This window comes from Curtobacterium sp. MCBA15_013 (assembly GCF_001865095.1).
GTDB lineage: Bacteria > Actinomycetota > Actinomycetes > Actinomycetales > Microbacteriaceae > Curtobacterium.
Window position 1 is genome coordinate 477,881 of record NZ_MJGQ01000045.1, and the last position, 21,146, is coordinate 499,026.

Annotated in this window: 18 protein-coding genes; 7 read left to right on the forward strand and 11 right to left on the reverse strand. The window is 72.1% G+C overall.

Going from position 1 to position 21,146, the window contains the following annotated elements; all coding sequences use genetic code 11:
* Positions 1 to 144: 144 nt before the first annotated feature.
* Positions 145 to 2,718 (reverse strand): helix-turn-helix transcriptional regulator, encoded by a 2,574-nt coding sequence (locus BIV01_RS16185; protein ID WP_071303498.1) that lies wholly within the window; start codon positions 2,716 to 2,718, stop codon positions 145 to 147.
* A 107-nt stretch (positions 2,719 to 2,825) separates the two neighbouring features.
* Between BIV01_RS16185 and BIV01_RS16190 the strand changes: the two genes are divergently transcribed.
* The gene (locus BIV01_RS16190) at positions 2,826 to 3,221 is read left to right on the forward strand and encodes a hypothetical protein (RefSeq protein WP_083295078.1); all 396 of its coding nucleotides are present in this window, start codon (positions 2,826 to 2,828) and stop codon (positions 3,219 to 3,221) included.
* An 86-nt stretch (positions 3,222 to 3,307) separates the two neighbouring features.
* Here the strand turns inward: BIV01_RS16190 and purF are convergent, their stop codons facing one another.
* A complete protein-coding gene (gene purF, locus BIV01_RS16195; protein WP_071303499.1) occupies positions 3,308 to 4,765 on the reverse strand; it encodes an amidophosphoribosyltransferase in 1,458 nt (485 codons plus the stop codon).
* Between the two features lie 73 nt (positions 4,766 to 4,838).
* On the opposite strand from purF, the gene purM reads away from it, so the two are divergent.
* Positions 4,839 to 5,933, forward strand: a complete 1,095-nt coding sequence (gene purM, locus BIV01_RS16200; protein ID WP_071303500.1) for a phosphoribosylformylglycinamidine cyclo-ligase — start codon at positions 4,839 to 4,841, stop codon at positions 5,931 to 5,933.
* A 429-nt stretch (positions 5,934 to 6,362) separates the two neighbouring features.
* On the opposite strand, the gene BIV01_RS16205 is transcribed toward purM, so the two are convergent.
* Positions 6,363 to 6,584, reverse strand: a complete 222-nt coding sequence (locus BIV01_RS16205) for a DUF3073 domain-containing protein (protein ID WP_070417000.1) — start codon at positions 6,582 to 6,584, stop codon at positions 6,363 to 6,365.
* Between the two features lie 158 nt (positions 6,585 to 6,742).
* Here BIV01_RS16205 and BIV01_RS16210 point away from each other — a divergent pair, with 158 nt between their 5' ends.
* Positions 6,743 to 7,906, forward strand: coding sequence for an NAD(P)-binding domain-containing protein (locus BIV01_RS16210; RefSeq protein ID WP_071303501.1), 1,164 nt, complete (start codon positions 6,743 to 6,745; stop codon positions 7,904 to 7,906).
* A 104-nt stretch (positions 7,907 to 8,010) separates the two neighbouring features.
* Here BIV01_RS16210 and BIV01_RS16215 read toward each other — a convergent pair whose 3' ends face one another.
* From BIV01_RS16215 to BIV01_RS16230, 4 genes are all read right to left on the reverse strand, one after another.
* Positions 8,011 to 8,451, reverse strand: coding sequence for a DoxX family protein (locus BIV01_RS16215; protein WP_071303502.1), 441 nt, complete (start codon positions 8,449 to 8,451; stop codon positions 8,011 to 8,013).
* A gap of 109 nt (positions 8,452 to 8,560) precedes the next feature.
* Positions 8,561 to 8,824, reverse strand: a complete 264-nt coding sequence (locus BIV01_RS16220) for a DUF3072 domain-containing protein (RefSeq protein ID WP_071303503.1) — start codon at positions 8,822 to 8,824, stop codon at positions 8,561 to 8,563.
* A gap of 78 nt (positions 8,825 to 8,902) precedes the next feature.
* The gene (locus tag BIV01_RS16225; RefSeq protein ID WP_071303504.1) at positions 8,903 to 9,640 is read right to left on the reverse strand and encodes a hypothetical protein; all 738 of its coding nucleotides are present in this window, start codon (positions 9,638 to 9,640) and stop codon (positions 8,903 to 8,905) included.
* Between the two features lie 11 nt (positions 9,641 to 9,651).
* Positions 9,652 to 11,865 carry an APC family permease gene (locus BIV01_RS16230; protein WP_071303505.1) on the reverse strand — a complete coding sequence of 738 codons (2,214 nt, stop codon included), beginning with the start codon at positions 11,863 to 11,865 and terminating at the stop codon, positions 9,652 to 9,654.
* Between the two features lie 130 nt (positions 11,866 to 11,995).
* On the opposite strand from BIV01_RS16230, the gene BIV01_RS16235 reads away from it, so the two are divergent.
* Complete coding sequence (locus tag BIV01_RS16235) at positions 11,996 to 12,784, forward strand: MerR family transcriptional regulator (RefSeq protein ID WP_071303506.1); 789 nt, start codon at positions 11,996 to 11,998, stop codon at positions 12,782 to 12,784.
* A gap of 69 nt (positions 12,785 to 12,853) precedes the next feature.
* On the opposite strand, the gene BIV01_RS16240 is transcribed toward BIV01_RS16235, so the two are convergent.
* The 3 genes from BIV01_RS16240 to yczE all read right to left on the reverse strand — a co-directional run bounded on the left by BIV01_RS16240 (position 12,854) and on the right by yczE (position 15,070).
* Positions 12,854 to 13,435, reverse strand: a complete 582-nt coding sequence (locus tag BIV01_RS16240; protein WP_071294482.1) for a PadR family transcriptional regulator — start codon at positions 13,433 to 13,435, stop codon at positions 12,854 to 12,856.
* Positions 13,432 to 14,328, reverse strand: coding sequence for a DUF4097 family beta strand repeat-containing protein (locus tag BIV01_RS16245; RefSeq protein WP_071303507.1), 897 nt, complete (start codon positions 14,326 to 14,328; stop codon positions 13,432 to 13,434). Before BIV01_RS16245 ends, BIV01_RS16240 begins: the two co-directional genes overlap by 4 nt.
* A gap of 76 nt (positions 14,329 to 14,404) precedes the next feature.
* Positions 14,405 to 15,070, reverse strand: coding sequence for a membrane protein YczE (gene yczE, locus BIV01_RS16250; RefSeq protein ID WP_071303508.1), 666 nt, complete (start codon positions 15,068 to 15,070; stop codon positions 14,405 to 14,407).
* Between the two features lie 60 nt (positions 15,071 to 15,130).
* On the opposite strand from yczE, the gene yczR reads away from it, so the two are divergent.
* From yczR to BIV01_RS16265, 3 genes are all read left to right on the forward strand, one after another.
* Positions 15,131 to 16,582 carry a MocR-like transcription factor YczR gene (yczR, locus tag BIV01_RS16255; RefSeq protein ID WP_071303509.1) on the forward strand — a complete coding sequence of 484 codons (1,452 nt, stop codon included), beginning with the start codon at positions 15,131 to 15,133 and terminating at the stop codon, positions 16,580 to 16,582.
* 106 nt (positions 16,583 to 16,688) lie between these two features.
* Complete coding sequence (locus BIV01_RS16260; RefSeq protein WP_071303510.1) at positions 16,689 to 17,354, forward strand: DUF6518 family protein; 666 nt, start codon at positions 16,689 to 16,691, stop codon at positions 17,352 to 17,354.
* A 33-nt stretch (positions 17,355 to 17,387) separates the two neighbouring features.
* A complete protein-coding gene (locus tag BIV01_RS16265; RefSeq protein ID WP_083414092.1) occupies positions 17,388 to 20,834 on the forward strand; it encodes an efflux RND transporter permease subunit in 3,447 nt (1,148 codons plus the stop codon).
* Here the strand turns inward: BIV01_RS16265 and BIV01_RS16270 are convergent.
* Positions 20,831 to 21,142: a hypothetical protein gene (locus BIV01_RS16270; protein WP_139199463.1), complete on the reverse strand. Its 312-nt coding sequence runs from the start codon at positions 21,140 to 21,142 to the stop codon at positions 20,831 to 20,833. The two genes, BIV01_RS16265 and BIV01_RS16270, sit on opposite strands and share 4 nt — an antisense overlap.
* Positions 21,143 to 21,146: the final 4 nt, after the last annotated feature.

The following is a 21,146-nucleotide window of genomic DNA, read 5'->3' on the forward strand; positions in this document are numbered from 1 at the left end:
GACCCGAACGGGTCCGAACCCGGCGACAGAGTCAAAGGTACGCGACATTCCGTACATCCTGTCAACCGTTCCGGCGAGTCGTGCTGCATTCCGCAACGACCCTGCGGCTTCCGGAGGCGCGGTTGCGCCCGGACGACTCGCCGATCAGAGCAGCTCGGCGAGCTCCGTGCGCGCGTGCAGGTCCCACTTCGTGAACACCCGCGACAGATGGGCGTCGATCGTGCGCACGCTCAGGCCGAGCACCTCGGCGATGCGGCGGTTGCTCATGCCCTGCGCGGCGAGCTCCGCGACCTCGTACTCGCGGTTGGTCAGCGGTGGCTTCACCCGTCCGGCCGACACCGCCATCCCGTGCGACGCGAGCACGCCCTGGGCCGCGATGATCCGGGTCCGTTCGTCGGCGCGGATCGCCTCGGCGTACTCGACGATGGCTCCCGCGAGCGGCCCGTCGACCCGTGCGGCAGCGTCGCGCATCCGCTCGAGGGACGCGGCGGAGTCCCGCCCGTTCAGCATGTCGTTCGTGTAGTGCAGCGTCTGCGCGTACATGACGTGCGTCCAGGACCCGCTCGCCGTCCCGCGCTCGATGATGTCGTCCGCGTGCCGCAGGCCCGCCGGGTTGCCGAGCACCGCTTCGGTCCACGCGATCGTCACCGCGACCTGCTCGCCGATGATCCGCATCGCCCGGAGTGGCGTCGAGCGGGCGCGGTCGAGCGCAGCGGACGCATCCTCGGCGCGGCCGGCGTAGGCGTACGACATCGCGAGCCGTGCCCACGGGTAGGCCGCGAACCCGCCGTGGTCCGCCACGTCGTACCGCTCGCAGGCGGCGGAGAACGCGGCGATGGCGTCGTCCCAGCGCCGCTGGCCGAGCGCGAGGTTGCCCTCCCCGATGAGCTCGAGCGTGAAGTCGTACTTCAGGTAGGGGCTGGAGCGTCGGACCGGGACCTCGGTGATGAGGTCGGCGATGTCCCCCCGCCAGACCTGCAGCTGGTGCAGCACGGAGACGATCTCGCCGACGCTCCAGGGGGCGTCCTCGAGGTGCTCGACCGCGGTCGCCAGGCAGGCCCGGCCGAACGCCGCCGCCTCGTCCAGTCGACCCCCGGTCGCGAGGGCCATCACCGCGCACGGCGCCAGGCAGAGGAAGGCGAACGGCACCGTCGCCGCGTGCACGATGCCCGAGCGCTCGAGTTCGGCGCGGACCTCGTCGAAGCTGCCGCCCCAGCCGAGGTGGGCGAGCCGCAGCAGCCGGAGCCGTTCGACGGCGTCGCCGGAGACGAACCGTGCGGCGACGTCGGTGAGGGCCACCGCGGCGAGGACGTCGTCGTCGTGGAACTGCCGGATGTTCGCGAGGGTCTCGCACGCCTCGATCACGGCGTGGTCGTCGACCTCGGTCGGGGCCGAGCACACCACGGCCCAGGCGGCCTCGGCGTCGGCGCGACCGGCCTCGCGACCGGTGCTGTACGAGTGCGCGAGCGACCGCAGGCAGTGCGCGGCGACCCGTTCGCTCGGGCTGAGCGTGGTGCGCAGGGCCGCCGAGGCGAGGGCGATGCCGCTCTCGTGCTCCTGCAGCCGGACGGCGACCTGGGCGGCGTCGAGCAACTGGTCGACCGGGGGCAGCACGCCGCACTCCAGCGACCACAGCGCGGCACGGAGCCGGGCCGCCGGCGGGGCGCCCTCGGGGCGGTCGGTGCGGAACGCGTTGGCGCGGGCGAACAGCGCCGTGCGCCGGGCGACCGGGACGAGTGCCCGGACGACCTCGCCGACGAGCGGGTGCGACGGACGGACGACCGCGGCGCCGTCGTCGAGCGAGTCGATGCGGACGAGGCCGAGCGCCACCACCCGGTCGACGTCCCCGCCGCTGACGAGCCCGATCAGCCGCGCGAGGGGGATCGGGTCCGCGAGGGCGACGATGTCGACCACGTCGCGGAGGTCCTCCGGCAGCGAGCCGAGCTCGGTCCGGTACATGTCGGCGAGGCTGTTCGACGCCGTCACCCGGCCCCGCCAGTACCAGCCCGTCGCGGTCTGGTCGAGGGCACCGGAGGCGAGTGCGGACCTGACGACCTCGCGGATGTAGAGCGGGTTGCCGGCGGTGGCGCGGTGCACCCGCTCCGCCGACGCCGTCTCGAGCTGGGCACCGAGCGCCTCGGCGATGAGGGACGAGGTCTCGTGCAGGTCGAGCGGTTCGAGGTCGATGCGCTCCAGCAGGTCGTCCTGCCACAGGGCGCGCAGGGGTTCGGGGAGCGCGGTGAAGTCGCGGCACGTCAGCACGAGACGGGCGCCCTGCTCGCGGACGAGCCACGCCACGTACCGCGCCGAGATCGCGTCGAGGTGGTCGGCGTCGTCCACGCGCAGGAGGACGTCGCGGTCGGTGAGCTCCTCGCTCTCGCGCAGGCGCTGCTCGGCACCGCCGGCACCGACGAGCTCGGCGAGCGACCCGGGCAGCTCCCCGAAGCGCTCGGCCACCGCGCCGAACGGCATCGAGCGGCTGGCGGCGACGGCGGTGATCGGCACGACGAGGGTGCGCCCGGAGGCGTCACGCCCGGAGACGCGGTCGGTGACCCGCACCGCCGCCGAGCTCTTGCCGAGACCGGGAGCCCCGACGAGCGCGACGCTCCACCGGTGCTCGGCGACGACCGAGACGGCTCGGTCCTCCTCGCGACGCTGGAGGATCGGCCAGCCGATCCGCGCCGGGATCCGGGAACCACGAGTGGTCCGTTCGCGCATCTGCCGTACCTCCTCCCCGTGGATACCGATCGGTAGGGACCATCCTCTCCCGGATCGACCTGGCCGCACAGACCGGAGCACGTCCCACAGTGGGGGACAATGGGACCGTGAGCAACACCGATCGACCCGACGAACGACCGGCTCCGGCGCCGAACGCCGTCTCCTCCTCCGACGAGGTGACGATCCGCCGCGCCCCGAAGTTCGGCGTCTTCATCGTGGGCGGTGCGGTGCTCGGCTTCATCGCGACCCTCATCGTGGTGTCGCTCACCATGGACATCGACCGCGGGGACACGCAGGAGACCGCGAGCTTCGGCAGCCTGGTGGGGTACTTCAGCCTGTGGGGCGTCACGATCGGCGCCTTCGTCGGCGCGGTCGTCGCCGTCGTCCTGGACCGCGTGTTCTCGCGCCGTGCGGCCCGCCTGACGGCGGAGCGCGTCGAGGTCGAGCTGCCGCCCGAGACGGTGGACGGCGAGATCGAGGACCACGGCGACCAGGCGCGGTAGACGCGACCGGACGAACGGACGGGAGGCGCGGTGCCAGCTGGCACCGCGCCTCCCGTCCGTCAGGCCGTCGCGTTCGCGACCTGCGCTCAGCTGAGCTGGTTGGCCTCGACCCAGGACAGGTACTCCGGGCTGACCGTGCCCGTGACGTACTCGCCCGTGAAGCAGCTCATCTCGAGGTCCGTGACGTCGGAGCCCTCGATGATCGCGTCGCGCATGTCGCCGATCTCCTGGTAGATCAGGTGGTCGCTGCCGAGCACCTTGTTGATCTCCGGGATCCTCCGGTCGTGGGCGATGAGCTCCGCGCGGGTCGGCATGTTGATTCCGTAGACGTGCGGGTACCGGACCGGGGGAGCGGCGCTCGTGAACGTGACCTCGTTCGCACCGGCGGCGCGGGCCATCTCGACGATCTCGCGGCTCGTGGTGCCGCGCACGATCGAGTCGTCGACGATGAGGATGTTCTTGCCCTTGAACTCGGACGACATCGCGTTGAGCTTCTGGCGCACCGACCGCTTGCGCTCCGCCTGCCCCGGCATGATGAACGTGCGGCCGACGTAGCGGTTCTTGTAGAAGCCCTCGCGGTACTCGATGCCGAGCTTCTGCGCGACCTGCATCGCGGCCGGGCGGCTCGAGTCCGGGATCGGCATGACCACGTCGATGTCTCCGGTGGGGGCGTACTGCGCGATCGTGTCCGCCAGACGGTTGCCCAGCCGGAGGCGGGCGTCGTACACCGAGATGCCGTTCATGACGGAGTCGGGACGGGCGAGGTAGACGTACTCGAACGAGCACGGCACCAGGCGCGGGTTCCTCGCGCACTGACGGGCGTGCATCTGGCCGTTCATCTCGATGAAGATCGCTTCACCGGGGGCGACGTCGCGGACGATCTCGTAGCCGCCGGACTCGAGCACGAGGGACTCGGAGGCGACGACCCACTCCGGCTTGCCGGCCTCGTCGAACTTGTGCCCGAGGATCAGCGGGCGGATGCCGAACGGGTCGCGGAACGCCAGCAGCCCGTGCCCGGCGATGGTCGCGATGGCGGCGTAGGAGCCCTCGACCCGCTCGTGCACGCGCTCGACGGCGTCGAAGACCTGCCCGGGGTCGAGGTCCTTGCCGCGCACCTGGCCCTGGAGCTCGTGCGCGAGCACGTTCACCAGCAGCTCGGTGTCGGAACTCGTGTTGAGGTGCCGCCGGTCGATGTCGAACAGTTCACGGGTGAGTTCCCGCGTGTTCGTCAGGTTGCCGTTGTGCACGAGGACGATGCCGTAGGGCGCGTTCACGTAGAACGGCTGGGCCTCTTCCTCGTTGCTGGCGGCGCCCTTGGTGGCGTACCGGACGTGCCCGAGGCCCATGGTGCCCAGCAGGGCGCGCATGTCACGGGTGCGGAAGGACTCCCGCACGTGACCGCGGGTCTTGTGCATGTGGTGGATGTGACCCTCGACCGTGGCGATGCCCGTCGAGTCCTGTCCCCGGTGTTGCAGGAGGAGCAGTGCGTCGTAGATGGATTGGTTGGCGGGGCCCTGTGCAACGAGGCCGACGATGCCGCACATTCGCGGGTGTGCTCCAGACCGTAGAATCGGGGGGTACCGAACAAGTCTGCCATGTCACCGCGAAGGACTCAGCATGCCCAACCCGTACGCCGAAGCCGGAGTGGACACCGCCGCCGGTGACCTGGCCGTCGAACTCATGAAGTCCGCAGTCGCGGCCACCCACACCCCGTCGGTCCTGGGCGGCGTCGGTGGCTTCGCCGGGCTCTACGACGTCTCGTTCCTGAAGGACTTCTCACGGCCGCTGCTCGCGACCTCCACCGACGGCGTCGGGACGAAGGTCGCCATCGCGCAGGCGATCGACAAGCACGACACGATCGGGCAGGACCTCGTCGGCATGGTCGTCGACGACATCGTCGTGGTCGGCGCCAAGCCGCTCTTCATGACGGACTACATCGCCTGCGGCCGGGTCGTCCCCGGGCGCATCGCGGACATCGTCGCCGGCATCGCCCGCGGCTGCTCGGAGACCGGCACCGCGCTGGTCGGGGGCGAGACGGCGGAGCACCCCGGGCTGCTCGGGCCGGACGACTACGACGTGGCCGGTGCCGCGGTCGGTGCGGTCGAGGCCGGGTCGCAGCTCGGCGCGCACCTCGTGCAGGACGGCGACGTCGTCGTGGCGATCGAGTCCTCCGGGCTGCACTCCAACGGGTACTCGCTCGTGCGGCACATCCTGTCGTCGCGGGGCGTCGGGTACACCGACTCGTTGCCGGAGCTCGGCGGCCTCGTCGGGGAAGCCCTGCTCGAGCCGACGCGCCTCTACACGTCGCCGCTGCTGTCGCTCATCGAGCAGCACCCGGGCGCCGTGCACTCGCTGTCACACGTCACGGGTGGTGGCATCGCGGCGAACTTGGCGCGCGTGCTGCCCGTCGGGTCCTGGGTCGAGGTCGATCGCTCCACGTGGGAGCCGCTCCCCGTCTTCCGTGTGCTCGCGTCGATGGCGGGCACTCCCATCGAGGACACCGAGGGCACCTGGAACCTCGGCATCGGCATGCTCGCGGTCGTGTCGGCCGCTGCGGCGTCGGACGTCATCGCGTCGCTCGGGGCTGCCGGGCTGCCGTCGTGGGCGGTCGGGACGATCTCGACGTCGGCGCGTGACCTCGACGGGTTCGAGCAGGGCGCGAAGGGCGTCGACGGTGGCGCGGTGCGGCTCGTGGGGGCGTACGCGGGCTGAGCGCGGGCGCCCGGAGCGCGCGGGCCGCGCGCGGGCCGCGCGGGCCGCGCGGGCTCGAGGTCGCACGAACTGCCGTCCGGACTCCTTCCGGGCGGCAGTTCGTGCGACCGGGGCAGAACGGGCGCGGCAGGTCGTGCGACCTCGGGTTGGTCGTCCGTTGCGTGCGGGGGTCGTTGCGGGCGCGCGGGTGCGACATCGTTGCTGTCGTACGACGTCGGATTCGTCGTTCGTTGCGTGCGCGGGTCGTTGCGGGCGCGCGGGTGCGACATCGTCGCTGTCGTACGACGTCGAGGATGTCGTTCCGAGTCCGCGGGGCCCCGGCCGACGTCAGACGCGGGCGGCACGGCGGCACTGGGCGGCACTGGGCGGCACGCACGACGAAACGCCGCGCTGCCCCGGAGGGTGCGCGGCGTCGTCATCGAGCCTGGGTCAGGCGGACTTGTTCTGGTCCTGCTGCGGTTCGAACTCGTCGTCTTCTTCGAGCTGGTCATCACCGTATTGGTCTGCCCAGCGGTCGACGTAGGAGTTCTCGTCCGAGTGTTGCCCGGCGGAGAGCTCTCGTTCGAGCGCACCGTAGTTCGTCTCCGGGCTGAAGTACTTCAGTTCCCGGGCGACCTTGGTGTGCTTCGCCTTCTGACGGCCGCGCCCCATGCGTGACCCCCTCGTGATCGGCTCTGGTCCGGTCCTGGCGGGAGAGGAGTCACCCGGGGAACCGAACGGTTTCGTGGTTTGAAATCTGCCGATCACTCTACCATGTACCCCGATCTGGACGTCGCCGCGACGGCCCCGCCCACAGCAGAATCGAAGTGATGACAGACGACGCGCAGGCCCCGGCCGACCAGCACGCCCGGGTCGTGGTGATCGGCGCGGGTCAGGCCGGCCTCTCCGTGGGATACCACCTCCGTCGGCTCGGCCTGACGCCGGGGAGCGATCTGGTGCTGCTCGACCGGGCGCCGAGCACGGGTGGAGCCTGGCAGTTCCGGTGGGAGGCCCTCCGCCTCGGAGCCGCGCACCGCGTGCACGACCTGCCCGGGATGAACGCGATGGGGCTCCGGTTCGACGACGCCGACCGATCGCGACCGGCGCGGGACGTCGTCGGCGAGTACTACCGGCGCTTCGAGCAGCGCTACGACCTGCGGGTCCGCCGTCCGGTCTCGGTGTCGTCCGTGTCGCGCATCGGGGACAGCCCCGGAGCGTCCGGAGGCCTGTGCGTCACCGTCCGGACCGCCGACGGGCGCACGAGCAGGATCGGCGCCGAGGTCGTCGTGAACGCCTCCGGGACGTGGGGCACGCCGTTCGTCCCGTGGTACCCGGGTCGCGATGCCTTCGGGGGTCGGCAGCTGGACACGACGGAGTACCGGAGCGCGGCGGAGTTCGCCGGTCAGGACGTGGTGGTCGTCGGCGGTGGCACGAGCGCGATCGGGTTCCTGCTCGAGCTCGACGGCGTCGCCGCGCGGACCCGGTGGTTCACCCGGCGGCCGGTGGTGTGGTCGGAGTCGGCGGCGCTCGACCTCGAGTCCGCGGTGGCGGCGGTCGACGAGCAGGACCGGGCCGCACGGGCGGGGGAGACCCTGCCGAGCATCGTCTCCGGCACCGGTGTCCCCGTGTCGCGCCGGATCCGTGCCGGACTCGAGCGGGGTGTGCTGCAGGACTCGCCGATGTTCACCCGGCTCGACGAGACCGGTGTGGTCACGGCCGACGGGGAGCACGTGCACGCCGACGCCGTGATCTGGGCGACCGGGTTCCGTGCGGACCTGCGGCACCTCGCGCCGCTGCACCTGCGGACCGCGGCCGGGGGCATCGTGGTCGAGGACGGTCGGTCGGTGGACCAGCCGCGGTTGTTCCTCGCGGGGTACGGACCGCAGGCGTCGACGATCGGAGCGAACCGTGCCGGGCGGCGGATCGCCCGGCAGGTGATGGACGTGCTCGCGGGTGACGATGCGGGATCGACGCCGGCGGTCGGGTCCGACTGACCTCGCACGGTGCGACCTCGCCGACGCACCGTGCGAGGTTCCGCGCCCGGTGCGGGGCGCAGGCCGTCCCACGGAGCGCGGAACCTCGCACACTGGCGCACGCGTCAGACGGGCAGGGGCTCCTCGACGCCACGACGCCGGCGCGAGGCCAGCAGGAACACGGCGTCGAGCGAGAACCGCCCCGGCCCGGTCAGCGCCACCGCGAGGGACGCCACCGCGAGCACGAGCACGTACTCGAACCCGCCGTCCTGCGAGTAGAACCCCGCGGACCCGTGCGCGAGCAGGCCGGCCACGACCATGTCGACCGCGAGCAGCACGCCGACGATCCGGGTCGCGACGCCGAGCACGAGGAAGACCCCGCCGACGAGTTCGAGCCCGGCGACGAGGGGCGCCGCGACCTCGGCGAGGGGGACGCCCATGCCGGAGAAGCCCTGGGACACGGAGCCGATCCCCTGCGCGAACTTCTGGGCGCCGTGGGCGATGAACACCACGCCGAGGACGATGCGGAGCGCGGTCAGGCCGATGGAGGTCGATGTCGTTCGCATGCCGTCGAAGCTAACCGGTGACGCGTCATCATCCACCCGCGTCCGGGGGACTTCCCGGACATCACCAGAACATGCCCAGGCGCGGGTCCGCAGAAGCGCGGACCGGCGTTCAGGAATCGGCGCCGCGCCCGGTCTGCTGCTGCAGGCGGTCGATGTGCTCCGATGCCTCGGCCTTGGTGAGGTCGGCCGGGAGTTCCTCGCCGGCCTCGCGGGCGAGGGTGTCGAGGTAGCTGCGCTGCGGCCCGGTCATGGGCTCGTCACCGGTGACCCACTGCTCGGGGTCCTTGCTGGCGTCGGTGCTGGGGTCGGGTCGGGGGCCGCCGAGGGTCTCGGGCTGGTCGGTACGGTCGTCGATCGGGTCTGCGTCACTCATGGCGTGGACGCTACGCCGCACCCCCGACCGGAACGCCCACCGTGGCGTCCCCCGGACACACGGCACCCACGTCCGCGGTCAGTCCGCGACCGCGGTGTACCGCACCAGGTCCGGACCGACCGAGCTCACCGCGATCGGGACCGACCGGTCCTCGCGGCGGATCCAGATCGTCGCGGCACGCTCGTCGATCCGCTCGACCTCGTGCAGGGTGCCGTCGATCAGGACGGCAGCGCGGACCAGGACGTGCCCGGTGCCCGAGCGCGGCGGCAGCCCCACGACGTCGTCGCCGAAGGCCGGGTACCGACCGGGCGACAGGAACGGCGACACCGGGGTGGTCACGATCTCGAGGCCCTCGTCGACCGCGCGCACCGCCACGAGCCGCACCGCCTGGTCCGTGGGGAGCGGCACGTCGACGACCGGGTCGTCCGCGGAACCCGCCAGTGCGCGGAAGGCGGGCCGACCGTTGGGGGCGAGCCGCGCCTCCAGGCCGTCGATCCGGACCCGACCGCGACCGCGTGAATCCGCGTACGTGCCGGGCTCGATGCCGGACCGACGCGCCTCGATCCGGGTGACCACCACGCGGTCCGGGCGGTACCAGTCGCGGAGCGTCGCCGGGTCGACCCAGCCGATGCGGTGCGTCGAGTCCTCGGCCGCCTGCTCGTCGAGTGCACCGAGGGGGTGCGGGCCGCGGACGGCGACGAGTCCCTCGTGCGGGCCGCCGGGCGTCGGCTCGTGGTCGAGCACCTCGACGCGCTTCGAGACCTTGCCGCCGTGCCCGTCGAACGTGGCGAACGTGCGCAGGTCGGAGATCGTCATGACGACAGATGCTACGACGAGCGACCGTCGCCGCGTGGAGGCGACGGGACGAGGACGTGCATCTCACCGGTGCACTGGGTCGGGTCGACGCCCTCGGCGGGACCGGCCGGACGGGTCGCGCGGCGCGGCTGCAGGCTGTTCCGCTGGGCCGACCGGAGCAGACGGTCGTCCTCGGCGTCGTGCTGGACGACGCCGTGCGGGGAGCGGCGGAGTGCGGGGCGGATCGGCTCGCCGCGACGCTCCTGGCCGGGGAGCGGGCGGGATCGCCGGCCGTACAGGAGCTCGGAGGAGTCGAGCAGCCAGGGCACGAGCGCGACGGTCACGCCGTGCACGAGCAGCAGCTTCTTCCGGATGCGGCGACCGCGGTGGTTGTGGAGGAAGGTCTCCCACCAGTGGCCGACGATGAAGACCGGCGTGTAGACGGTCACGACCTCGGAGCCGTGCTCCATCCGGTGCGCCTTGATGTACTTGATGAGCGGCATCGAGATGTCGCGGTAGGGGCTCGGCACGATGGTCAGGGGGACCTCGATGCCGTACTCCTCCCACTGCGCCCGGAGCCGGGCCGCATCGGCGTCGTCGATCGCGACGTGCAGGGCCTCGAAGCTCGCGTGCTTCGCGGCGATCGCGTAGTCGAGGGCCTTGAGCACGGGCTTCTGCAGCTTGTTCACCAGGACGATCGCGTGGTCGCCGGTCGCGCCGAACCGGGTCTCCTCGTCGGCCTCGATCTCGTGCGAGACGTCGCGGTAGTACCGGTTCACGCCGAGCATGAGCACGAACAGGATCGGCATGATCAGGAACACGAGCCAGGCGCCGTGCGTGAACTTCGTGATCGTGACGATGACGAGGACGACGAACGTGAAGGTCGCCCCGGTGGCGTTGATGGCGCGGGAGCGCATGACCTGCCCACGGTTGACCGGACCGTCCGCGGTGCCCGCCCGGTCCGCCCGCAGCAACCGCGTCCAGTGCACGATCATCCCGGTCTGCCCGAGCGTGAACGACACGAACACACCGATGATGTAGAGCTGGATGAGGCTCGTGACGTTCGCCCGGTACACGATCAGCAGCGCCGCCGCGACGAGGGCGAGCACGATCACGCCGTTCGAGTAGATGAGCCGGTCGCCGCGGGTCGACAGGGCCTTCGGGGCGTACGAGTCGCGAGCGAGGATCGACCCCAGCAGCGGGAAGCCGTTGAACGCCGTGTTGGCGGCGAGCAGCAGCACCGCCGCGGTGGTCGCCTGGATCACGAAGAAGAGGACCGTGTTGTCGCCGAACGTCGCGGCCGCGATCTGCGCGATCAGGGAACGCTGCGGCGTCGTGGCGCACTGCGCGAAGCCCTGCAGATCGCACGCGCTCTCGGCGTAGTGCACGCGGGAGATGAGGGCGAGCGTGATGAGGCCGACGAACAGCACGATCGCGATCGACCCCATGAACACGAGGGTCATCTGCGCGTTCTTGATCTTCGGGCGGCGGAACGCCTGCACGCCGTTCGCGATCGCCTCGACACCGGTCAGCGCCGAACAGCCGGACGCGAACGCGCGGAGGAGCAGCAGGATGAACGCTGCCTGCGTCGTGTGCTCGACGTTCTGCACGGTGTAGGCGGCGGACTCCGCGACCGGGGCGTTGCCGGCCGCGGCCCGGACGAGCCCGACGACGACCATCACGAAGACGCTGCCGACGAAGAGGTAGGTCGGCACGGCGAAGGCCTTGCTCGACTCGCGGACACCCCGGAGGTTCGCGGCGGCGAGGAGCACGACGAACACCAGGGCCAGTTCGACCCGGAACTCGTTGAGGAACGGGAGCGCGGAGATGATGTTGTCCACGCCCGACGCGACCGAGACCGCCACCGTCATGACGTAGTCGACGAGCAGTGCGGAGGCCACGACGAGCCCCGCCTTCTCGCCGAGGTTCCGGTGCGCCACCTCGTAGTCGCCACCGCCGGACGGGTACGCCTTGATGAGCTGTCGGTAGGACGCGACGACCACGACGAGCAGCAGCACGACGAGGGCGGCGACCCACGGGGCGAACGTCAGGAACGCCATCCCGCCGAGCAGCAGGATCATGAGGAGTTCCTGCGGCGCGTACGCCACGGAGGACAGCGGGTCACTCGCGAAGATCGGCAGTGCCAGGTGCTTCGGGAGGAGCTGTCCCTCGAGCTTCTCGGAGGGAAGGGGATCCCCGATCAGTCGCGCTTTCAACGACCGGATCTCGTTCGTCACGAGCGGCAAACCTACTCATTTCCGGGCGCGAGTCAACACGGCCGACCCCGGTGGTATTCCCCGTCCGTGCCGGTTCGGGTCGGGCGCACCCCGGAAACCCCTTGCGGTTGACGCTGCGTCAACCTCTACCGTAGCCCGCATGAGGGATTCGACAGACACAGCGGCCGCAGCTGCGAAAGCACCGCACGGCATCGCCGACGTGGCGCGTTCCGCCGGTGTGTCGAGCCGCACGCTCCGGCACTACGACGCGATCGGCCTGCTGCCCGCGACCGCGGTCGGCGAGGGCGGGCTCCGACGCTACGACGACCGCGCGCTGGTCCGGCTGCAACGGATCCTCCTGCTGCGCGGGCTCGGACTCGGGCTGGCCGACGTCGGCCGGGTCCTCGACGGCGAGCAGGACGACGTCACGGCCCTCACGGCGCACGTCGCGTGGCTCGAACGCGAGCGCGACCGGCTCGCGCGGCAGCTCGCGGCCGTGCGGACCACCATCACGAGGATCGAGGAAGGACAGGACATGAACGCCACCGACACGTTCGACGGGTTCGACCAGACGCGCTTCCGGCAGGAGGTCGAGGAGCGCTGGGGGCCCGCGGCCTGGGACCGAGGCGCACGCTGGTGGGAGTCGAAGGACCCCGCCGCGAAGGAGGCCTTCCAGGCGGAACAGCGGGCGATCGCGCAGGACGCCGCAGCGCTCGCCGCGTCGGGCGCGGGTCCGGCATCGGAGGCCGGCGCAGCACTCGCACGGCGTCAGTTCGCCTGGCTCGCCGAGGCGACGCCCCCGGCCGAGCTCACCGCCGACCGGTTCCGCACGCTCGGTGACATGTACGTGCAGGACGAGCGGTTCACGCACGCCTACGAGTGGGCGGGCGCGGGTGCCGCCCGCGCCCTGCGGGACGCGATGCACGCCCTGGCCGACCGCGGTCTGTGAGGGACGACCCGCGCCTCCTGGTGGACTGCCTGGAGGCGCGGGTCGTCACCGTCTGTCGGCCGCCGGTCGTCAGAGGGACTTGCGCAGCGCCTCCAGGCCGTCGCGCAGACGCGTGACCGTGTCCGCACCGAGCGTGCCGCGGGTCGCCCGACGGCGGAGGTCCGCCCGGACCTGCTGCCGGAACGACGACAGGACCATCTCGACCTCGCGCAGGGCGCGGGCGCCCTCGGACGGGACGTCCACGGGCTCGTCGGCGGTCCGGCCCCGCGGTGCCTGCGCGCTCGCCGCGAGGTCGGCACGGAGCGACCGCATCGCCTCGCCCACCGAGGCGCGGACGCCGTCGGCGAGGGACTTCACCGAGTCGTTGACGCCGTTCTCGACCGCGGCGATCTCGTCGGCACGGGCGTCGAGCTCGGCACGGCCCGCGTCGGTGATGGCGTAGACGGTCTTCCGACCGTCGGCGGACTTCGTGACGAGTCCCTCTTCCTCGAGCTTGGCGAGCCGCGGGTACACGGTGCCGGCGCTCGGGACGTAGGTGCCGCCGAAGCGGTCGCCGAGGGCCTGGATGACCTCGTACCCGTGCATCGGGTGGTCCGCCAGCAGCACGAGCAGGTAGAGGCGCAGGTGGCCGTGCGCGAAGACGGGGCTCATTCGGGCACCTCGCCGTCGTTCACCGGGGCCGCGGGCGTGGTCGGCGCAGCCGGCGCGGTCGGTGTCGTCGGTGTCGTCGGTGCCGTCGGCTCCGCGACGGGTGGGGCGTGCAGCACCGCGATGTCGCCGGACACCGAGTTCACCTTGAGGTCGAGCCACTGCCCGGACAGCTCGCCGCCCTGCTTGACGTAGGACCCCCGCACGCCGCGGATCTCCGAGTCGTCGAACTGCAGCTTGCCCGAGGCGGTGCTGACGGTGCACTGGTAGGGCACGCCGTCCTCGAGTCGGACGCTCACCGCACCGGACACCGTGTTGACGCGGGCCTGGTCGGGGGTGCCGTGCAGGTCGAGCACCACGTCGGCGCTCACCCCGTCGGCCGAGAACCGCGGTATCGCCCCGGTCGCCACGACGTCGCCGGACACGGTGTGGACCGTCAGGGCGCCGTCGAGCTCGCGGATGGTCGTCGTGCCGGACACCGCGTTCACGGTGACGTCACCCGCGACGTCGTCGACGACGAGGTCGCCGGACACCGTGTTGAGCGTGGCGCCGCGGTTCGTGCCGGACAGCAGGGCCCCGGCCGAGACGACGCCGAGGGTGACGATGGCGTCGCGGGGCACGAGGACGCTGACGTCGGCGTGGGCCTTGCCGCGGAACGACTTCAGGAAGCCGATCGGGTCGTCCCACCGGACCTGCGGGTGGTCGATCGTGAGCGTGTCGCCGTCGAGCTCGATCTTCATCGGCTTGCCGGACACGCTGTGCACCTCGACGCGGGCGGTCGGCTCGTCGTGCGCGACGACGTCCACCTGTCCTCCGGCGAGGCCCACGCGCAAGCGGCGGACGATCCCGGTGTCGATCACCTTCGGCTCCTCGACGAGCCACTTCTCCTGGGCCATGTTGCCTCCTCGAACTCGCGATGTATCGCGTCTGTGGCAGACACGTTATATCGCGACCTGGACGCACGCAAGGGCTCTAGGCGACCTCCGAGGCGGCGGCGACCCGCGCCTCCTGGACCGGTGTGGTGGCACGCGTCCGTTCCGGGCTCCACGGGAACCGGCGGAAGACCGGCATGAGCGGCTGCACCATCGGACCGATCGCGAACGCCGCGACTACGGTGCCGGCTCCGACGTCGCCGCCGAGGAACCAGCCGACGATCACGACCGAGACCTCGATGACGGTCCGCGCCACCCACACCGGCCAGCCGAGGCGCTCGTGCAGGCCGACCATCAGGCCGTCACGAGCGCCCGTGCCGAAGCCGGCGCCGATGTAGAACGCGGTGGCGACCGCCAGGAGCACCAGCCCGGCGACGAACAGGAGGACCCGGCCGAGGAGTTCCGACGGTGTCGGGACGAGCCAGAGCACGAGGTCGGCGCTCGGTCCGATCGCCAGGGCGTTGAGCAGCGTCCCGATGCCCGGCTTCTGGCGGAGCGGGATCCAGAACAGCAGGATGACGCCGCTCGACACCACGGTGATGACGCCGAAGGACCACGGCACCACGTTCTCGAGCCCCTCCGTGAGGACCGTCCACGACGAGACCCCGACGACTGCACGCACCTGCAGTGCCGTCGAGGCGCCGTAGAGGAACAGACCCACGAAGAGCTGGACGAAGCGGAGCGTGAGGGCGGTGGAGCGGGGCATGGCTCGATCGTCGTGGAGATTGGACTGCGGGTCGAGAGCCAATTCCGCTACCGTGGATCCATGACTCCGGTCCTCCTCAGTGCCCGATCCGCAGCGCTCCTCCTCACCGACTGGCGCGCCGGTACCGACGCCCCCGCGTACGAGGCGCTGTCCGACGCGCTGCGCGTGCTCGTCATCGACGGCCGGATCCCGCAGGGCGTGCGGCTGCCCGCCGAGCGCGGCCTCGCCACCGCGCTCGGTGTCTCGCGCACCACCGTCGCGAACGCGTACTCGAGGCTCCGGTCCGACGGCTTCGTGGTGTCGCTCCGGGGGTCCGGCAGCGTGGTCCGGCTCCCGGCCGGGCTGATCGGCCGACCGGACCCGGAACGGCTCGGCGGCGTCGTCGACGACGACCTGCTCGACCTCCGCAAGGCCGCACTGCACGCGGCTCCCGGGATCGCCGAGGCGGTCGAGCGCGCGGTGCGGCACGTGCCCGCGGCGCTCGCCGGCATCGGGTACGACACCGTCGGGGACCCCGGGCTGCGCGCGGCGATCGCCGAGCGGTACACCGAACGCGGCCTGCCCACCGACCCGTCCCAGGTCGTCGTGACGATCGGGGCGCAGCACGCGATCGCCCTGCTCGCCCGGGTGCTCGTCCGCCGGGGCGACGCCGTCCTCGTCGAGTCCCCGACCTACCCGCACGCGCACGAGGCCTTCCGCGAGGTCGGCGGTCGACTCGTCGGCGTGCCCGTCGACGCACGGACCGGGTGGGACGCCACGGCGCTCGAGACCACGATGCGCCGCACGGCGCCGGCGGTCGCGTACGTCATGCCCGAGCTGCACAACCCGACCGGAGCGACGATGTCCGCGTCCACCCGGGAGCTCCTGCTGTCCGTCGCTGCGTCGACCGGGACGACGGTCATCGCGGACGAGACCATGGGCGAGCTGCGGATCGAGGGCTCGCCGTCCCTGCCAATGGCAGCGGCCGACCCGTCCGGGGCATCGGTCGTGATGATCGGGTCGGCCGACAAGGTGTTCTGGGGCGGCCTGCGGATCGGTTGGATCCGCGCCGCACCGGCGCTCCTGCAGCGGCTGCTCCTCGCCCGGCCGACGGGCGACCTCGGCACGCCCGTGCTCGACCAGTTGGTCGCGCGGGAGCTCGTCCCGCGGACGGCGGCGGTCCTGGAGGCGCGGCGCGAGTACCTGCGCCAGGGTCGCGACGACGTCGTGGGTGCGTTGCGTGCGCGGCTCCCGGAGTGGGACGTGCCGTCGCCGGCGGGCGGGTTGACGACGTGGGTCGGGCTCGGGCGCCCGGTGTCGAGCGCGCTGGTGCTCGCCGCGCGCGCCGAGGGCGTCGTGCTCGCGTCCGGCGGGGTCTTCGGCCCGGACGGTGGGTTCGAGCGGTTCCTGCGGGTGCCGTTCACGATGTCCCCGGCCGACCGGGTGCGGCTCGTCGACGTGCTCGAACGGTCGTGGGCACGGATCGGTGGCGACGCCGCCGGCGTGCGGGGGTCGCTCGCCGCGGTGGTGTGACGCGCCCTCCTCGCTCGGCAGTGTCATCCTCCGGGGTGACGCCCCTCGTGCGATCTGGCTCTGCGGAGTGATGCGTGCGACGCCCGGCCACCGGGATCCTGGTCCCATGGAGACGACCATGCACGCCGGCACGACGGCCCGTCCGGCGCCCGCTCCGACCCACGCGGTGCCCGCCGCCGCCCGGGTCTCGATGGCGCTCACGGGGGCACTGCTCGCCGGGGTGCTGACCTCGTTCGGGCAGGCGGTGCCCGGACTCTCCTCCGTCGCGAACTCCGCCGGACCCTGGTTCGTCGTCGCGGCTGCGCTGTGCCTGCTCGCCGGTGTGCGGTCGGGGCGCTGGGCGTCGCCGGTCGCGATGGTGCTCGGCGTCGTGCTCCTCGAGCTCATGCACGTGGGGTACTGGGCGACGACGAACCTGCGCGGCTACCCGGACGTCCTGTCGATCACGAACTTCTGGGTCCTGATGGGCATCCCCGCCGGGGTGCTCGCGGGTGCGGTCGCGGTGGCACTCCGGTCCCGGGACGTCGGGTGGCGCGGGGCAGCGCTCGGGGCGACCGCCGCCGTGCTCGTCGGCGAGGGCGTCCGGGCCCTGCTGCAGGTCGCGGACACCACGGGGCCGGTGACCTGGGTGGTCGAGATCGTCGTCGGTCTGGCGGTGCTCGTCGTGGCGGTCGTGACGGCACGGACCCCGCTCGGCCGGATCGTGGCGCTCGCCACGGGTGTGCTCGGGACCGTGGGCGTGCTCGGCGCGTACCTGCTCCTCGGCGGCTGAGCGCGTCGAGGGACGCCCTGCAAGGATCAGGGTGTGCACCTCCTCTCGGTCTTCAGCCTCCGCAACCGGGCGCTCATCGCGCTCGTCACCGTCGTCGTCGCGGTGTTCGGCGGCATCGCGTTGACGAGCCTCAAGCAGGAGCTCATCCCCAGCGTCCAGTTCCCGCAGGTCGCCATCGTCAGCGCGTACCCCGGTGCCACGCCCGAGGTCGTGTCGAACGACGTGTCGACGAAGATCGAGCAGGCGATCCAGGTCGTGCCGAACCTCGAGTCGACCACCGCGACGTCGTCGACCGGGCAGAGCGTCGTCTCGGCGTCGTTCGACTACGGATCGAACCTCGCCAGCGCCGAGGACAAGATCCAGACCGCGGTGAACGCCCTGTCGCTCCCGGACACCGTGCAGACGCAGATCGTCACCGGGTCCTTCGACGACCTGCCCGTGCTGCAGCTCGCCGTCACGGGGAAGGGCGACCAGGAACAGCTGGTCGACCGGCTGAACGCCACGGCGATCCCCGACATCGAGAAGCTCGACGGGGTCCGGCAGGCCGACGTCTTCGGCAACCCGGGGCGCCGCGTCGTGATCACCCCGGACACCGACGAGCTGGCGTCGCGGGGCCTGAGCACCCAGTCCATCGCGGACGCACTCGACGACAACGGGACGCTCGTCCCCGGTGGCACGATCACCCAGGACGGCACGACGCTGTCGGTGCAGACGGGGGAGCGGATCGCGTCGATCAAGGACATCGAGGGGCTGCCGTTGACCGCGTCGTCGAGCGGCGGGTCGTCGTCCGGGGCGGGATCCTCCGGCAGCTCCTCGTCCGGCGGTGCGGCGGACGCCGGGGCAGGCGCGACCGGCGGGGCGGGCGCGACCGGGGCCGTGGACGCGACCAGTGGGACGGCGGCTGGCGGTGCGGCGGGGGCGGGCAGCGCCTCCAGTGCGACCGCCGGTGCCGGGGCCGCCGCGACGACGCCGACCACCATCGGCGACGTGGCGAAGGTCGCGATCGAGGAGTCGCCGCGCACCTCGATCAGCCGCGTGAACGGCGAGACGGCACTGACCATCGCGATCACCAAGACGCAGGAAGCGAACACCGTCGACGTCTCGAAGACGGTCCGCGACGCCCTCCCCGGCATCGAGGCGAAGGTCGCCGGCGACCCCCGGTTCACCGTCGTGTTCGACCAGGCGCCCTACATCCAGCAGTCCATCGACTCCCTCGCCGAAGAGGGGCTCCTCGGCCTCGGGTTCGCCGTCGTCGTGATCCTGCTGTTCCTGCTGTCGGTGCGGTCGACGATCGTCACCGCGATCTCGATCCCGACCTCGGTGCTCCTCGCCGCGATCGGCATGCGGGCGACCGGGTACACGCTGAACGTCATCACGCTCGCCGCGCTCACCATCGCGATCGGGCGCGTGGTGGACGACTCGATCGTGGTCATCGAGAACATCAAGCGGCACCTGCAACCCGGGGTGGACCGGACCCGAGCGGTGCTCGACGCCGTCCGCGAGGTGGCCGGCGCCGTCACCGCGTCGACCCTCACCACCGTCGCCGTGTTCCTGCCGGTCGCGTTCGTCGCGGAGCTCGTCGGCGAGCTGTTCCGGCCGTTCGCCCTGACCGTCACCATGGCGCTCGTGGCGTCGCTGCTGGTGTCGCTGACGATCGTCCCGGTGCTCGCGTACTGGTTCCTCCGGACGCCTGCCGCCGCCGGTGGCACCGTCGCTGGTGGCGCTGCCGCCGCTGGTGGCGCTGCCGCCGCTGCTGCCGGCGGTGCTGCTGCCGGTGGCGCTGCTGCCGACGGGTCCGCTGCGACCGCCGCGCTGTCGTCCGCCGAGGACCTGCACGACGCCGGCACGTCCGACCGGCTCCGGCGCGGGTACCAGCCCGTGCTGCGATGGGCCATCGGACGGCCGGCGCTCGTGGTGGTCCTGGCGGTCCTCGTGCTCGGCGGCACCGCGGCCGCCGTGCCGTTCGTCAAGACGAACTACCTCGGCGACTCCGGGCAGAACACCTTCACCGTCACGCAGGACCTCGAGCCGGGGACGAGCCTCGACGAGCAGTCCGACGCGGCGCAGGAGGTGGAGCGCGTGCTCCGCGGTGTCCAGGGTGTGCAGACCGTGCAGACCACCATCGGGACGAGCGGGCAGTCGATCCAGGCGGCCTTCGGGGGCGGGGCGTCGGCCTCCGTGCAGTACAACGTGACGACGGACGCCGGCGACGACCAGACCGCCATCCAGTCCACCGCGCGCGACCGCATCGACCGGATCGACGGCGTCGGCGAGGTCAGCCTCTCGTCGGCCGGTGGCGGCTTCGGCGGCTCGAGCGACATCGAGGTCGACGTCACCGCGCCGACCCAGGCAGAGCTCCGGACCGCGGCGGCGTCGGTGCTGCGCGAGATGCGGAAGGTCGACGGCACGACCGGCGCGACGAGCAACCTGTCGGCGTCCGAGCCGTACCTCGCCGTCCGGGTCGACCGGCAGGCGGCCGCGGAGCGCGGGCTGACCGAGACGCAGGTCGGCGGGATCGTCGCCGCGGCGGTCTCACCGCGTGACACCGGCACGATCGAGATCGACGACGCGACGCTCGACGTGTACATCGCCGACCCCGAGCCGCCGACCACCGTCGCGGCACTGCGGTCGCTGTCCATCCCCACTTCGACCGGGTCGGTGCCGCTGTCCGACCTGGCGACCGTCGAGCAGTCCGAGGGGCCGACGTCCATCACGACGTCGAACGCCGTCCGGACGGCCACGATCACGGTGACCCCGGACTCGACGAACCTCGGCGCCGCCGTGCAGAACGTGACGGCGGCCGTCGACGCGCTCGACCTGCCGCGTGGCGCATCCGCCGAGATCGGCGGTGTCGCCTCGAGCCAGTCGTCGGCGTTCAGCCAGCTCCTGTTGGCCATGCTCGTCGCGGTCCTGATCGTCTACGTGATCATGGTCGCGACGTTCCGGAGCCTGCGGCAGCCGCTGCTGCTGCTCGTGTCGGTGCCGTTCGCGGTCACCGGCGCGCTGCTCCTGCAGATCGTGACGGGGATCCCGCTCGGTGTGGCGTCGCTGATCGGCCTGCTCATGCTCGTGGGCATCGTGGTGACGAACGCGATCGTCCTCATCGACCTCGTCAACCAGTACCGGCGCCGGGGGCTCCGCGTGCACGAGGCCCTGATCGAGGGTGCGACCAGACGACTCCGGCCGATCCTGATGACCGCCCTGGCGACGATCTTCGCGCTGCTCCCGATGGCCGTCGGGCTGACCGGCCGGTCCGGGTTCATCTCGCAGCCGCTCGCGCTCGTGGTCATCGGCGGGCTGGTGTCGTCGACGCTGCTCACCCTCGTGGTGCTGCCGTCGCTGTACGCCCTCGTCGAGGGGCTCTTCGAGCGGCGGGCCGATCGGCGGGCGGCGCGTGAGGCCGCGGCGGGGGAGGCCACTGCGCGTGAGGCCACTGCGGGGGATGCCGCTGCGCGTGGGGCCGCGGCGGGGGAGGACTAGCGGCGGTACTCCGCGTCGATCGCCGAGATCGGGTCGACGACGGAGGCAGCCGGCGCCGCCACGGGTGCCTCCTCGCGCTCGACGGCACGGAACCACGACACGAGGACGCACGTCAGCGTCACGAGGAACACCACGCCGGCGCCCTGCGACAGCACGGTCATCCGTCCCGTCACGGCCGCGTACCCGCCGAAGGCGACCGCGGCGGTGAACGACAGACCGAGCAGGAGCTCGGCGAACGTCTGCAGCGAGGAGTGCCGCTCCCAGCGGGAGGCAGTCGCGTGTGCAGGGCGCATCGAGGTGTCGGTCACCCCC

Bases quoted from the DNA above. Each gene is read 5' to 3' on its own strand.
- BIV01_RS16210 (WP_071303501.1), top strand. From the start codon at position 6,743: ATGACAGACGACGCGCAGGCCCCGGCCGACCAGCACGCCCGGGTCGTG.
- BIV01_RS16225 (WP_071303504.1), bottom strand. From the start codon at position 9,640: ATGACGATCTCCGACCTGCGCACGTTCGCCACGTTCGACGGGCACGGC.
- yczR (WP_071303509.1), top strand. From the start codon at position 15,131: ATGACTCCGGTCCTCCTCAGTGCCCGATCCGCAGCGCTCCTCCTCACC.
- purF (WP_071303499.1), bottom strand. From the start codon at position 4,765: ATGTGCGGCATCGTCGGCCTCGTTGCACAGGGCCCCGCCAACCAATCC.
- BIV01_RS16185 (WP_071303498.1), bottom strand. From the start codon at position 2,718: ATGCGCGAACGGACCACTCGTGGTTCCCGGATCCCGGCGCGGATCGGC.
- BIV01_RS16205 (WP_070417000.1), bottom strand. From the start codon at position 6,584: ATGGGGCGCGGCCGTCAGAAGGCGAAGCACACCAAGGTCGCCCGGGAA.
- BIV01_RS16240 (WP_071294482.1), bottom strand. From the start codon at position 13,435: ATGAGCCCCGTCTTCGCGCACGGCCACCTGCGCCTCTACCTGCTCGTG.
- yczE (WP_071303508.1), bottom strand. From the start codon at position 15,070: ATGCCCCGCTCCACCGCCCTCACGCTCCGCTTCGTCCAGCTCTTCGTG.
- BIV01_RS16245 (WP_071303507.1), bottom strand. From the start codon at position 14,328: ATGGCCCAGGAGAAGTGGCTCGTCGAGGAGCCGAAGGTGATCGACACC.
- BIV01_RS16260 (WP_071303510.1), top strand. From the start codon at position 16,689: ATGGAGACGACCATGCACGCCGGCACGACGGCCCGTCCGGCGCCCGCT.
- purM (WP_071303500.1), top strand. From the start codon at position 4,839: ATGCCCAACCCGTACGCCGAAGCCGGAGTGGACACCGCCGCCGGTGAC.
- BIV01_RS16220 (WP_071303503.1), bottom strand. From the start codon at position 8,824: ATGAGTGACGCAGACCCGATCGACGACCGTACCGACCAGCCCGAGACC.
- BIV01_RS16235 (WP_071303506.1), top strand. From the start codon at position 11,996: ATGAGGGATTCGACAGACACAGCGGCCGCAGCTGCGAAAGCACCGCAC.
- BIV01_RS16215 (WP_071303502.1), bottom strand. From the start codon at position 8,451: ATGCGAACGACATCGACCTCCATCGGCCTGACCGCGCTCCGCATCGTC.